Raw genomic sequence first — 12,364 nt, forward strand, 5'->3', positions numbered from 1 at the left:
CCGGGAACCCCGCCGCCGTCCGGGCCGTTCCGGGAGGGAGCGGTGTCGATCACCCGGGCGTAACGCGGGCGTCACGGGTACGGGCGGATAGGTTCACCATGTGAAGATTGTCTGGTTGAGGAAGGCCCTCCTGCGGGTGGAGGGCGAGTATCTGGCCCGCCTGGGTCTTTCGCTGCCGCTGGCCACCATCGGGCTGGTCGTCGTCGCGGACCTGATCGCCGGCCGGGACCACTTCCTCACCCCCGGCATCGTGGTCGCCCCGCCGCTCGCCGCGATCACCGTCAGCTGGCGCAAGACGGCCTTCGTCGGCGTGCTCGGCCTGTTCGTGCAGGCCGCGCTCGCCCCGTACGACGGCATCACCGACATCCCCGACCACGACGTCTTCTTCGGCCAGGCCTTCGCGTACGCGCTCGTCAGCCTCTTCAGCGTCTACATCGCGTGGCGGCGGGAGACGGGCGCGAAGGCCTTCACCGCGATCGCGTCCGTCGCCGAGGCCGCGCAGCACGCGCTGATGCGCCCGCCCGCCCCGCGGGTCGGCCCGGTGCGGCTCGCCGTGCGGTACGTGTCGGCCGCCGACGCGGCGCAGATCGGCGGCGACCTCTACGCGGTGCTGGAGACCCCGCACGGGGTGCGGGCGCTCATCGGGGACGTGCGCGGCAAGGGCCTGGCCGCGGTGCAGACCTCGGCGGTCGTGCTCGGCGCCTTCCGCGAGGCCGCGTTCGACGAGGGCGGGCTCGACACGGTGGCCCGCCGGGTGGACACCAGCGTCGGGCGGCACGTCAGCACCGGGGACTTCATCACCGCGCTCTTCGCCCAGTTCGACACCCCCGGCTCCGTCGAGCTGCTGCACTACGGGCACGTGGCGCCGCTGCGGGTCGCGCGCGACGGCGCAGTCGAGACGCTCGACCCGCCCGAGCCGTGGGCGCCGCTCGGCCTCGCCGACCTCGTGCCCGGTGACGCCGGGCCGGTCGCCTGGCGCGTGCCGCTCACCACGGGGGACGTCCTGGTGCTGTGCACGGACGGGGTGATCGAGGCGCGCAGCCCGCTCGACGGCACGTTCTACCCGCTGGCCGAGCGGGTCGGGCCGATCGTCGCCGCCGCCGAGCACGATCTCGACGCCGCGGTCGAGCGGGTCTTCGCCGACCTGCTGCGGCACGCGGGCGGCTCGCTGTCCGACGACGTGGTGCTGCTCCTGCTGGCCCCGCAGCCGCGCGCCCTCCCCGTCCACCCGCCGGACCCGCCGCTGCCGGGCTGAGCCGGGCGGGCCCGCCGCGGGGTCAGGCGATGCCGTAGCGGGCGGCGATACCGGCGATGACGAGTTCGAGGCCGTCGGCGAAGTGGGCGTCGTAGTCGGCGAAGATCTCCGCGCCCGCCGCCGCGGACAGCGGGAAGTCGGCCATGGCGCGGGCCCGTTCGCCGATGTCGAAGCCCTCGCGGCGCTCGTCCGGCATGGGCTGCACGCCCTGCTCCTCGATGACGAAGCCGAGCGTGTAGAGGTAGCTCGTCGAGGTCGCGCGGACGGCCTGGGTGAGGGTGAAGCCCGCCCCCGTGAAGAGGCTCAGGATGGCCTCCATCTCCTTGACGTGCTCGTTGCCGGTGAAGCGCGAGCCGCTGAAGACCCGGGCGCCGTCGCGGTGGCCGCGCAGCGCGTCGCGCAGGCCGTGGTTGGCCTTGCGCAGCCGTTCCTGCCAGGTGTCGGCGGGGTCGAGCTCGGCGCCGGCGACCATGCGCCGGTACATCTGCGTGGCCATCTCGTCGAGCAGCGCCTGCTTGTCCTTGAAGTGCCAGTACAGCGCGGGCGCCTTGACGCCCAGTTCGCGGCCGATGGCGCTCACCGTCAGGCCGTCGAGCCCGACCCGGTTCAGCAGGTCGAGCGCGGCGTCGGCGACCCGCGTGCGGTCGAGGGGGACTCGGGGGGTGGCGTTCACGCTTGACAGTTTAACGCCGTTAAGGGCAGCCTGGGAGCCGAGCAATTTAACGACGTTAAGGAGTGGACGGCATGGGGGACCACATGGACGTGGACGTACTGGTGGTGGGCGCGGGCCCGTGCGGGCTCGCGCTCGGCGTCGACCTCGCCCGGCGCGGGGTGGACGTGCTGGTCGTCGAGCGCGGGGCGGGGCTCTCCCCCGGCTCGCGCGGCAAGGGCATCCAGCCGCGCACGATGGAGGTCTTCGACGACCTCGGCGTGCTGGACGCGATCCGCGCGGCAGGCGGCACCTACCCGCTCGGCGCGGTGTGGCAGGACGGCGCGATCGCCGACCGGCGGCCGATGTTCGACCCGGCCGAGGCCGACGAGTCCTCGCCCTACACCGAGCCGTGGATGGTGCCGCAGTGGCGCACCCAGCAGATCCTGCTGGCCCGGCTGGAGGAGCTGGGCGGCACGGTCGCCTTCGGCCGCGAGGTCACCGGCCTCGGCCAGGACGCGGAGTCGGTGACCGTGCGCTTCGCCGACGGCGGCGCGCTGCGGGCCCGTTACGCCGTCGGCGCGGACGGCGGGCGCAGCGCGGTGCGCCGCGCGCTCGGCATCGCCATGACCGGCGAGACCGTCGACCCGCAGCCGCTGCTCGTCGCCGACGTCCGGATCAGCGGGCTGGACCGCGACCACTGGCACATCTTCCCGCCCGCCGGCGACACCGGCTTCATGGTCGCCTGCCCGCTCGCCGGGACCGACGACTTCCAGCTCGTCGCCCAGTTCGCCGAGGGCACCCGGGTGGACCTGTCGCCCGAGGCCGTCCGCGCCCTGGTCGCCGCCCGCTCGCACCTCGCACCGCAGGACGTCACCGCGCTGTCCTGGGCCTCCGACTTCCGCCCGCGCGCCGCCCTCGCCGACCGCTTCCGCGACGGCCGGGTCCTGCTCGCCGGGGACGCCGCCCACGTCCACTCCCCGGCGGGCGGCCAGGGCCTCAACACCAGCGTGCAGGACGCGTACAACCTCGGCTGGAAGCTCGGCGCAGTGCTGAACGGCGGCGCCCCGGCCGCGCTGCTCGACACCTACGAGGAGGAGCGGCGCCCGGTCGCGGCCGACATGCTCGGCCTCTCCACCCGCATCCACCGCGGCGAGGCCCGCCGCGGCGCCGCCACCCGCCAGCTCGGCCTCGGCTACCCCGCCTCCTCCCTCACCGCCGAGACCCGCCCCGCACCCGGCCCGCTGCGGGCCGGGGACCGCGCCCCCGACGCCCTCGTGTCCGGCACCCGTCTGCTGGACGCCTTCCGCGGCCCGCACTGGACGCTCCTGACGACCGGCGAGGACGCCCCGCCCGCCTACGGCCCCGGCGTCTTCCTCGTCCGCCCCGACGGCTACGTGGGCTGGGCCGGCGCCACGGAGGACGGCCTCGCCGCCTACACCGCGCGGGTGGGCGCCCCGGAGCCGGTCCGGGTGCCGCTCGCCGTCTGATCAGCGGGTCGCGCGTTCCAGGGCGAGGATCACCGACTCGTACGGCTCGCCCGTGGCGCGGGCCATGCCGACCTCGCACATGCGGTTCGCGCACAGGTAGGCGCCGTAGGAGCGGGCGGTGACCTCGTCGGCCTCGGGGCGGGTCGCGGACGCGGTCAGTTCCTCGTGGAGCATGCCGCGGTCGCCCGCGAAGCCGCAGCAGCCCGCGTCGACCGGGGTGACGACCTCGCGGGCGAGGGCCGCGGCGACGGCGGCGAGGGCGGGGACGGGGGCGCCGAGGTGCTGGGCGGAGCACGTGGGGTGGAGCACCGCGGAGTCCAGCGGGGCGGTCACGGTCAGGCGGGGCAGGACGTGCTCGGCGGCCCACACCGTGGAGTCCAAGACGGTCAGTTCGCGGTGCAGCTCGCGGTTGGCCTCGGTGAGGTACGGGACGACCTCGGCGGCCAGGCCCAGCGTGCAGGACGTCGCGTCCACGACGAGCGGGAGCCGCCCGCCGCCCGTCCACGCCCAGGCGTGCTCGACGACACGGTTGGCCATCAGCGCGTTGCCCGCCGCGTAGCCCTTGGAGTGCCAGATCGTCGCGCAGCAGGTGCCCGCGACGTCGGGCGGGATCCACACCGGCAGGCCCGCCCGCGCCGAGACGGTGACCAGGGCGCGCGGCAGCCAGCCCGCCCCCTCGTCGGCGGGGCCGAAGACCCGGTTGACGCACGCCGGGTAGTAGACGGCGGTGGCGCCGTCCTTCGCGGTACGGGGCAGGGCGGCGGGCGCGGCGCCCGGGATCTCCGGCAGCCACTCCGGTATCAGCTCGCGGCCCGCCGCCCGCCGGGCCAGCGAGGTGGCCGCGGCCAGCGGACGGTCGCCGACCCGGTTGCGTACCGCGTCGGCGGTGGCGACCGCGCCGCGGGCGGTGCGCTCGCCCGTACGCCAGTGCCGCGCGGCGGACGCGGCGGCCCGCTCCTGGGCGCGGCCGTGCCGGGCGTGCCGGAAGTCCTTCATCATCGCGCCGGTGTCGATGCCGACCGGGCAGGCGAGCTTGCAGCTCGAATCCCCCGCGCAGGTGTCGACGGCGGCGTAGCCGTACGCGTCCAGCAGCGCGCCGAGGACGGCGGAGTCGGCGCCCTGGCGCAGCATCTCGCGGCGCAGCACGATGCGCTGGCGCGGGGTGGTCGTCAGGTCGCGGCTGGGGCAGACGGGTTCGCAGAAGCCGCACTCGATGCACGGGTCGGCGACCGGCTCGATCGCCGGGATGGTCTTCAGACCGCGCAGGTGGGCGCGCGGGTCGCGGTCCAGGATCACATGCGGGGCGAGCACGCCCCCCGGGTCGAGCAGCGCCTTGATCCGCCACATCAGCGCGGTCGCCGCCGGGCCCCACTCCTGCTCCAGGAAGGGCGCGATGTTGCGGCCGGTGCCGTGCTCGGCCTTCAGGGAGCCGTCGAAACGCTCGGTGACGGTGCGGCAGAAGTCGGCCATGAAGGCGCCGTAGCGTTCGACGTCCTCCGGCCGGGCGGCGTCGAAGGTCAGCAGGAAGTGCAGGTTGCCGTGCGCGGCGTGACCCGCGACGGCCGCCTGGAAGCCGTGCCGCCGCTGGAGGGCGAGGAGTTCCTCGCAGGCCTCGGCCAGGCGGCCGGGCGGCACGGCGAAGTCCTCGGTGATCAGGGTGGTGCCGGACGGGCGCGCCCCGCCGACCGCCGTGACGAACGCCGTCCGGGCCCGCCACAGCGCGGCGATCCGCTCCCGGTCGCGCGTGAAGCCGCCGTAGCCCTCCCCCGCCGGTACGGGCGCGACCAGGCCGAGGTCGGCGCACACGTGCCCGGCGGCCCGCTCGTACGCGGCGAGCTGCGTGTCGTCCGCGGCCCGGAACTCCACGAGCAGCGCCGCGCAGTCCAGCGGCAGCCGCGCCCATTCCTTCGGCACGCCCGGCACCGCGGTCACCGCGCGCAGCACGTTGCCGTCCATCAGCTCCACCGCCTCCGCGCCCGCCTGCGCGAAGTGCGGCACGGCGGCGGCCGCGGCGGGCAGCGACGGGAAGAACAGCAGGCCCGCGGTGGCGGCGGGACGCAGCGGCAGCGTCCGGTAGACCGCCTCGGCGACGAAGCCGAGGGTGCCCTCCGAGCCGATCATCAGCCCGCGCAGGATCTGCACGGGGCTGTCGGCGTCCAGGAAGGCGTCCAGCCGGTAGCCGTTGGTGTTCTTGACCGCGAACTTCTCCCGGATGCGGGCGGTCAGCGCGGCGTCCGCCTCGATCTCGTCGCGCAGGTCCAGCAGGCCCTGGTAGATGTCCGGCTCGGCGGCGGCGAGCGCCGCGTCCGCCTCCGGGTCGGCGGTGTCCACGACCGTGCCGCTCGGCAGCACGACCGTCAGCGAGGCGACCGTCCGGTAGGAGTCGCGGGTGGTGCCCGCGGTCATCCCGGAGGCGTTGTTGGCGAGGACCCCGCCCACGGTCGCCGCACTCGCACTCGCCGGGTCCGGCCCCAGCACCCGCCCGTACCGGGCCAGCGCCGCGTTCGCACGGGCCAGCACCGTGCCGGGCAGGATGCGGACGAGAGTGCCGTCCGCCTCGGCGTCCACACCGGTGAAGTAGCGGCGGACGTCCACCAGGATGTCCTCGCCCTGCGCCTGGCCGTTCAGACTCGTGCCCGCCGCCCGGAAGACCAGGTGGCGGCGCTCGGACCGGGCGAAGCCCAGCAGCCGTACGACGTCCTGCACGCTCCGGGGCACCACCACCGCCTGCGGCACGAAACGGTAGGGGCTCGCGTCGGACGCGTACGCCACGAGGTCGCTGACACCCGTCAGGACCCGGTCCTCGCCCAGCAGCCGGACCAGCCCGGTCCGCAGTTCGGCGGGCGTGCCGCCCGCGAGCGTCTCCGCCACCCGGTCCGGCGCGGCCTCCCCCGCCGGGTACGGCCGCAGCGCGGCACCGCCCTTCGGTTCCAGCACGGGCATCGGGACCTCCTCGGCGGGCGGCCCCTCAGGGGCCGGACCAGGCGGAGAAACATTCCTTTCACACCTTCCGGCGAGGATATGCGCGCAGATCGCCCCCCGCGCGAGCTTCACCCCCTCCCCCCGCCGCCCCGCCCCCCCGGTCTCCGTCCTGCGACGGAGGCGGAAGCGCCGGTCAGCGGCAATACTCAAGCCCGGAGCCGGTCCGACGGGGGAAGGGGAACGGCGTGCACATACATCTGCCGGACGGGTGGGACTCACCCACGGAGCGCCCCGACACGACGGCGCCTCCGGCGCCGCCCTCCCACCCACCGGGCGCGGAGGCCACTGGCGCCCTGCCCGCGCCGGGCGGCTCGCAGGGGGACGCGGAGCCCCGCCCGACCGGTACGGAAGCCGCACGCGCCCTGCCGGGCGCAGGCGGGCCCGCTGCCGCGGCGGGCGGCTCGCGGGAAGACGCGAAGGCCCGGACCAGCCCGGGGGCCGCGCGCTCCGCGCCGGGCGCGGCCGGGGCCGGCACGAGCCGCCCGCACGGGCGGCCGGAGAGAGCGGCAATCCACGCGCCCGGCGCGGAGGGCACGGGCGCCCTGCCGGACGCAGCGGGCGGCTCGCAGGGAGAGGTGGAGTCCCGCCCGCCGAGCCCCGAGGCCGCGCACACCGCGCCGGACGCCGCCACAAGCCACCCGCAGGGAGACGCGAGGCCCCGCCCGACCGGCGCGGAGGGCACGGGCGCCCTGCCGGGCGCGGCCGGGGCCGGCGTCGCGGCGGAGGGCGCCGGGGGCGCTGCCGTACGGGTGTTGGCCGGGGTGTTGGTCGGGCTGGGGGACGGGCTCGACGACGGGGGCGAGGAGGACGTGGCTCTGCGGGAGCTCGCCGCGCGGTTGCCGCGGTTGGTGCGGGTCGCAGCGGCGGGTGTGCTGCTCGCCGGGGAGGACGGGGAGCTGCGGGTCGTGGGCGCTTCGTGCGAGCCCGCGCGGCTGCTCGCCGGGCAGGGGCTCGGGCCCGACAGCTTCCACGAGGGCGCGGAGTCGGCCGCCGCCGACCTGGACCGGGGGCCTGGCGGCCTCCCGCCGGAGTACGTACGGCGGGTGCTGCGCGCGGGTTACCGCGCGGTCCTCGCGCTGCCGCTGCGGCACGGCAAGGAGACGGTGGGGGCGCTCGTCCTCTTCCGGGCGGCGCCCGGACCGCTGGACGCGGACAGCGCGGAGGTCGCCCGCGCCCTCGCCGGGGCCGCCGCGCTCGGTGTCCTCCAGCGGCGGACCCGCCGCCACCAGGCCCGTCTGGCCGCCCAGTTGCAGACCGCGCTGGACACCCGGGTGCCGGTCGAGCAGGCCAAGGGGCTGCTCGCCGAGCGCTTCCACATCTCGGTGGACGCCGCCTTCGACCTGCTGCGCACCCACGCCCGCGCCCAGCGCCTGAGGGTGGCGGACCTGGCCCTCGCCCTCCTCGCCGGCACGGCGACCGTACCCGGCCCCTCGTAGCGGCGCGCCGGGCTCAGATCCGGCCCGTGGGCACCGGGCGGTCGGTGAAGGTGAGGCGGCGGCGGCCGGCGGCGGGGCCGGAGGGTTCCAGGTCCTCGCGGAGGAGGGTGAGGCCGGCTCGTTCGGCGACGCGGCGCGAGGCGGTGTTCTCGACCAGCAGCCGGGCCACGACGGGGCGGGCGGGTGCCACGGCCGCCGCGCACACCAGGGCCTCGGCGGCGACCTCGCCCGCGAGGCCGTGTCCCCACGCGGCCGGGGTGAGCCGGTAGCCGAGGTTCCAGACGTCGCCGGCGGCGTGGGACACCCCGCCGGTGCCGATGATCTCGCCCGCCCGCACCGGGCAGCCGGGGATCTCCTCGGCGAGCGCGAGCGCCCAGTAGCCGAGTCCGTGGTCGCGCCAGCTCGCCTCGGCCCTGCCGATCATCCCGGCGGTCGTCCCGGCGTCGGTGTGGCGCCCCTCGGGCAGGTGCGCCCACGTCCCCGGGTCGCCGTACACCGCGTACACCCCGGCGAGGTGTTCGCCGCCCAGTGCGCGCAGTTCCAGCCGCCGCGTCCGGTGCCGCCGGAAGGCCACCGCCACGCCGCCCATACCGTTCCCCGATCCGCTCGACGATCCGCTCGACGTAATAGTCGTAAAGCCTCTTTGAGTATTACACACCCGGCCCGCCGACGGCGTTGCGCAGGCGGATCGCGCTGAAGCCGAGGGTCGTGGCCGTCACCGTCGACCGGAAGTCGTGGAGGGTGGGCAGGACGCGGAGCTGGATGCCCGCGTCCTCGTGGAGGCACGCGCTCGCCCCCGCCGGGCCCGAGGACGAGGTCCCGGTCGGCGCGGGTGGTGCCGGGGACCGTCCAGGCCATCGCGCGCGGGCACTGCCGGGGGAATCAGTACGGCCCGGACGTACGCCTCGGGCTGCCGCGCGGTGGCCGCGACGTGCGGGCGGAACACGGTGATCGTGGGGTCTTCCGAGAAGTGCAGGACCTCTCCCGGGCAGAGGCGCATCGCACCGTTCTACCGCCGCTGCCCGCCCGGTTCACGCGGCCTTGTGGGAGCCGGTCAGGGCCGCGTAGACGACGACGTTCGCCGAGTAGGCCTGGGCCGTCTCGTCGAAGGCGCCGCCGCAGGTGATGAGGCGCAGTTCGGGGCGGCCCGCGGAGCCGTAGACGCGGTCGGCGTCGAAGTGGGCCTTCTCCTCGATCTCGACGGCCTCGACGGCGAAGTCGGCGACCGTGCCGTCGTCGCGCGTCACGGAGACGATCGCGCCGCGCTTGATCGTGCTGAGGCCGTAGAAGACCGCGGGCTGGGTCTCGGTGTCGACGTGCCCGACGACGAGGGCCGCGCCGGCCGCGCCGGGGGCCGGGCCGCCGCGGTACCAGCCCGCGACGTCGGGGGTGGAGTACGGGGGCGGGTCGACGGCGCCGTCCTTGAGGCCGCGGGCGACGAGCCGCGCGTGGATCCCGACGGACGGGATGTCGATGCGGGTGGGCAGCGCGTCGGGCAGCGGCAGGTGCGGGGCGTAGACCTGCGGGGGGCGGTCGGCGGCCGCGGCGGCCAGGTTGCGGCCGGCGGGCGGCGCGGTGCCGCCGGGGAGGTGGCCGCCGTGACCGAGCAGCCAGGCCGCCAGCAGGACCAGGCCGACCACCGCGGCCGCCCAGGTCCTGCCGCTCCCGGCCGGGCCGGCGCCGTTCTCGTCCGCCCCCTCCGCCATGCCGTTCAGCCGCGGTCGGCGCTGCGGGCGGCGGTACGGCGGCGGTGCAGGACCAGCCCGGCGAACCCGGCCGCCGCCACCGCGCCGGTGACGAGCAGCGGGCCGGTGCTGGTGCCGGCGGCGGCCGGACCCGCGGCGAGCTGCGCCGGGCCGCCGTGGGTGACGATCTTCGCGGTGCCGCCGCCGCCCGCAGGGACGGGGTTGACGGGCGTCAGCGGGTTGTGGCCACCGCCGCCGCCCGCGCCGCCGCCCCCGCCGGTGGTGACCGTCACGGTCGCGGACGCGGAGCTGGTGGAGCCGTTGCACTCGACGGAGACGGCGTAGGAGCCCTCCGTCGCGTCGGACTTGATGAAGGCCGTACCGTCCCAGCCGTCACCGGCGGGCGCGAGCGTGACGGCGTCCACGAAGACCTCGGCGCTGGCCTGCGCCTTCGCACCGGCCTTGCAGGAGGCCTTGAGGTGCAGGTTGACGACCCCGCCGGGCGCGACCGTCGCGGGCGAGACGTCCATCCCGGAGGCCGACGACGCGGCGGAGGACGAGGAGGACGACGAAGACGACGAGGACGAGGACGCCCCACCTCCCCCCTCGTCCGCGAGTGCCTGCTTCGGCAGCCCGGTCACACCGCCCAGGGCGAGCACGCCGAGAGCACCGGCGGCGGCGATGACGGGCATTTTCAGACCAAACATGGGGACCTCCGCTCGGCCGGGGCGGGGACTCGCACCCGGTGTCTTCGAAGATCCCCGCGGGCCCCCGGCTTCGCACGCTCGGGGGTCCATCAGGGTGACACGAACACTACGGAACGTGACGTGGAGCGGAGGGTCAGATCTCGGCGACCAGATCGGCGATCGAGTTCACGACGTACGACGGCTTGAACGGGTAGCGCTCGATGTCCGGCACCGCCGTGAGCCCGGTGAGCACCAGGAACGTCGTCATGCCGGACTCCAGCCCGGCCAGCACGTCGGTGTCCATGCGGTCGCCGATCATCGCGCTGGCCTCGGAGTGCGCGCCGATCGCGTTGAGCCCGGCGCGCATCATCAGCGGGTTGGGCTTGCCGACGAAGTACGGGTCCCGGCCGGTGGCCTTGGTGATGAGCGCGGCCACCGAGCCGGTCGCGGGCAGCACGCCCTCGGGCGAGGGGCCGGTCTCGTCGGGGTTGGTGGCGATGAAGCGGGCGCCGCCGCGGATGAGCCGGATGGCCTTGGTGAGCGCCTCGAAGCTGTAGGTGCGGGTCTCGCCGAGGACGACGTAGTCGGGGTCCTGGTCGGTCAGGACGTAGCCGACGTCGTGCAGCGCGGTCGTCAGGCCCGCCTCGCCGATGACGTACGCGGTGCCGCCGGGGCGCTGGTCGTCCAGGAACTTCGCGGTGGCGAGCGCGGACGTCCAGATGTTGGCGACGGGAACGTCCAGGCCCATCCGGGAGAGCCGGGCGTGCAGGTCGCGCGGGGTGTAGATGGAGTTGTTGGTCAGCACCAGGAAGGGCTTGCCGGAGTCCTTGAGCCCCTTGAGGAAGGCGTCGGCGCCGGGGATCGGGGTGCCCTCGTGGATGAGCACGCCGTCCATGTCGGTGAGCCACGAGTCGATGGGCTTGCGGGTCGACACCGGTCGGTCTCCTGTCGTCATGGCCTGCGTGGTGCCCCAGCGTAACCGGGGCGGGATTGCCCCGCCCCGGCTGTCTCGGCTGCTGGGCGACCTGGCGGGGTGTCAGCTGCCGGTCGCGGACTGCCAGGCGTCGACGTAGGTGGTGAGGTTGCTGTCGATGTCGTTCCAGTCGGGGGTGAAGACGTCCACCCCGGACATGATCTTCTGGAGCTCGGTGGCGTTCTTGTCGGTCGCGTGGACGTCGCCGCGCGAGGAGAAGCCGCCGCCGACGGAGGAGACCTCCTGCTGGACCTCGGGGGTCAGGAAGTAGTCGAGGAGCTTCTTCGCCGCGTCCGCGTGCGGGGCGTTCTTCACCACACCGGCCGCGTACGGCAGCGCGAAGGTGGTGGGCTTGCCGGTGCCGGTGGCAGCGGGGAAGAAGATGCCCTGGTTGGGCATGGACGCCATGTCGGCGTAGTTCATCTGGACGTCGCCGTTGGCGACGAGCAGCTCGCCCTTGTCGACCTTGGACGCGAGCTGGCCGGTGGAGGCGGACGGGCCGACGTTGTTGGCCTGGAGCTTCTTCAGGTAGTCCATCGCGGGCTGCTGCCCGCCGAAGTCGTGCATGGCCTTGATGACGACCGCGGTGCCGTCGCCCGCGACACCGGGCGTGGAGTACTGGAGCTTGTTCTTGAACTTCGCGTCCAGCAGGTCGTCCCAGGTCTTCGGCGGCTGCGGCAGCTCCTTGGTGTTGTAGATGAAGCACAGGTAGTTGTTGACGATCGACACCCAGCGGTTGTCGGCGCCCTTGTCGGCCGCGGCGACCTGGTCGGCGCCCTTGGGGGTGTACGTGTCGAGCAGGCCCTTGGTGTCGGCCTGCTGGATGAACGGCGGCAGGGTCACGATCAGGTCGGCCTTGGTGTTGGACTTCTCCCGCACCAGGCGCTGCACCATCTCGCCGGAGCCGCCCTCGACGTAGTTGACCTTGATGCCGGTGGCGGCGGTGAAGTCCTTGAAGACCTTGTCGTAGAAACCGTCGCCCGCGTCGCTGTGCAGGCCGTCGGCGCTGTAGACGGTGACCTCGGTGGAGGCCTTGGCACCGTCCTTGCCGCCCTTGTCGGAGGCGGAGGACGAGCCCCCGCAGGCGGCCAGCGTCAGCCCGAGGGCGAGCGCGCCGGCGACGGCGGCGAGCGGAGTGAGGGTACGGGGACGGGGGTGTGCGCGCATGGCAGGTCGAACTCCTTGCCGGAACGTGGTGAACAAGAGGG

General features: G+C 75.1%; 12 protein-coding genes. 3 read left to right on the forward strand and 9 right to left on the reverse strand.

The window, feature by feature from the left end; translation table 11 throughout:
- The first annotated feature begins 115 nt into the window (after window positions 1-115).
- Window positions 116-1,255 carry a PP2C family protein-serine/threonine phosphatase gene (locus tag ACWERV_RS12425; RefSeq protein ID WP_452931952.1) on the forward strand — a complete coding sequence of 380 codons (1,140 nt, stop codon included), beginning with the start codon at window positions 116-118 and terminating at the stop codon, window positions 1,253-1,255.
- A gap of 22 nt (window positions 1,256-1,277) precedes the next feature.
- Here the strand turns inward: ACWERV_RS12425 and ACWERV_RS12430 are convergent, their stop codons facing one another.
- A complete protein-coding gene (locus ACWERV_RS12430) occupies window positions 1,278-1,928 on the reverse strand; it encodes a TetR/AcrR family transcriptional regulator C-terminal domain-containing protein (RefSeq protein WP_452931955.1) in 651 nt (216 codons plus the stop codon).
- An 83-nt stretch (window positions 1,929-2,011) separates the two neighbouring features.
- Between ACWERV_RS12430 and ACWERV_RS12435 the strand changes: the two genes are divergently transcribed.
- Window positions 2,012-3,394 (forward strand): FAD-dependent monooxygenase, encoded by a 1,383-nt coding sequence (locus tag ACWERV_RS12435; RefSeq protein ID WP_452932098.1) that lies wholly within the window; start codon window positions 2,012-2,014, stop codon window positions 3,392-3,394.
- Here the strand turns inward: ACWERV_RS12435 and ACWERV_RS12440 are convergent, their stop codons facing one another.
- Window positions 3,395-6,337 (reverse strand): FAD-binding and (Fe-S)-binding domain-containing protein, encoded by a 2,943-nt coding sequence (locus ACWERV_RS12440; RefSeq protein ID WP_452931958.1) that lies wholly within the window; start codon window positions 6,335-6,337, stop codon window positions 3,395-3,397.
- A gap of 614 nt (window positions 6,338-6,951) precedes the next feature.
- Between ACWERV_RS12440 and ACWERV_RS12445 the strand changes: the two genes are divergently transcribed.
- The gene (locus ACWERV_RS12445; protein ID WP_452931961.1) at window positions 6,952-7,812 is read left to right on the forward strand and encodes a GAF and ANTAR domain-containing protein; all 861 of its coding nucleotides are present in this window, start codon (window positions 6,952-6,954) and stop codon (window positions 7,810-7,812) included.
- A 13-nt stretch (window positions 7,813-7,825) separates the two neighbouring features.
- Here ACWERV_RS12445 and ACWERV_RS12450 read toward each other — a convergent pair whose 3' ends face one another.
- The 7 genes from ACWERV_RS12450 to ACWERV_RS12480 all read right to left on the reverse strand — a co-directional run bounded on the left by ACWERV_RS12450 (window position 7,826) and on the right by ACWERV_RS12480 (window position 12,323).
- Window positions 7,826-8,401: a GNAT family N-acetyltransferase gene (locus ACWERV_RS12450; RefSeq protein WP_452931963.1), complete on the reverse strand. Its 576-nt coding sequence runs from the start codon at window positions 8,399-8,401 to the stop codon at window positions 7,826-7,828.
- 61 nt (window positions 8,402-8,462) lie between these two features.
- On the reverse strand, window positions 8,463-8,576 hold the full coding sequence (locus tag ACWERV_RS12455) for a DUF6886 family protein (protein ID WP_452932101.1): 114 nt from the start codon (window positions 8,574-8,576) through the stop codon (window positions 8,463-8,465).
- Window positions 8,528-8,812 (reverse strand): DUF6886 family protein, encoded by a 285-nt coding sequence (locus tag ACWERV_RS12460; protein WP_452931964.1) that lies wholly within the window; start codon window positions 8,810-8,812, stop codon window positions 8,528-8,530. The genes ACWERV_RS12455 and ACWERV_RS12460 overlap by 49 nt, the downstream gene beginning before the upstream one ends.
- Window positions 8,813-8,843: 31 nt before the next feature.
- The gene (locus ACWERV_RS12465; protein ID WP_452931967.1) at window positions 8,844-9,518 is read right to left on the reverse strand and encodes a class F sortase; all 675 of its coding nucleotides are present in this window, start codon (window positions 9,516-9,518) and stop codon (window positions 8,844-8,846) included.
- Between the two features lie 5 nt (window positions 9,519-9,523).
- Window positions 9,524-10,204, reverse strand: coding sequence for a hypothetical protein (locus ACWERV_RS12470; RefSeq protein WP_452931969.1), 681 nt, complete (start codon window positions 10,202-10,204; stop codon window positions 9,524-9,526).
- Window positions 10,205-10,337: 133 nt separating this feature from the next.
- On the reverse strand, window positions 10,338-11,117 hold the full coding sequence (locus ACWERV_RS12475) for an HAD-IIA family hydrolase (protein ID WP_452931972.1): 780 nt from the start codon (window positions 11,115-11,117) through the stop codon (window positions 10,338-10,340).
- Window positions 11,118-11,219: 102 nt separating this feature from the next.
- Window positions 11,220-12,323: a 2-aminoethylphosphonate ABC transporter substrate-binding protein gene (locus ACWERV_RS12480; RefSeq protein ID WP_452931974.1), complete on the reverse strand. Its 1,104-nt coding sequence runs from the start codon at window positions 12,321-12,323 to the stop codon at window positions 11,220-11,222.
- Window positions 12,324-12,364: the final 41 nt, after the last annotated feature.

Source organism: Streptomyces sp. NPDC004031 (assembly GCF_053604375.1).

Coding starts and splice junctions, on each gene's coding strand:
- ACWERV_RS12435 (WP_452932098.1), top strand. CDS start 2,012: ATGGACGTGGACGTACTGGTGGTGGGCGCGGGCCCGTGCGGGCTCGCG.
- ACWERV_RS12440 (WP_452931958.1), bottom strand. CDS start 6,337: ATGCCCGTGCTGGAACCGAAGGGCGGTGCCGCGCTGCGGCCGTACCCG.
- ACWERV_RS12450 (WP_452931963.1), bottom strand. CDS start 8,401: ATGGGCGGCGTGGCGGTGGCCTTCCGGCGGCACCGGACGCGGCGGCTG.
- ACWERV_RS12460 (WP_452931964.1), bottom strand. CDS start 8,812: ATGCGCCTCTGCCCGGGAGAGGTCCTGCACTTCTCGGAAGACCCCACG.
- ACWERV_RS12465 (WP_452931967.1), bottom strand. CDS start 9,518: ATGGCGGAGGGGGCGGACGAGAACGGCGCCGGCCCGGCCGGGAGCGGC.
- ACWERV_RS12470 (WP_452931969.1), bottom strand. CDS start 10,204: ATGTTTGGTCTGAAAATGCCCGTCATCGCCGCCGCCGGTGCTCTCGGC.
- ACWERV_RS12480 (WP_452931974.1), bottom strand. CDS start 12,323: ATGCGCGCACACCCCCGTCCCCGTACCCTCACTCCGCTCGCCGCCGTC.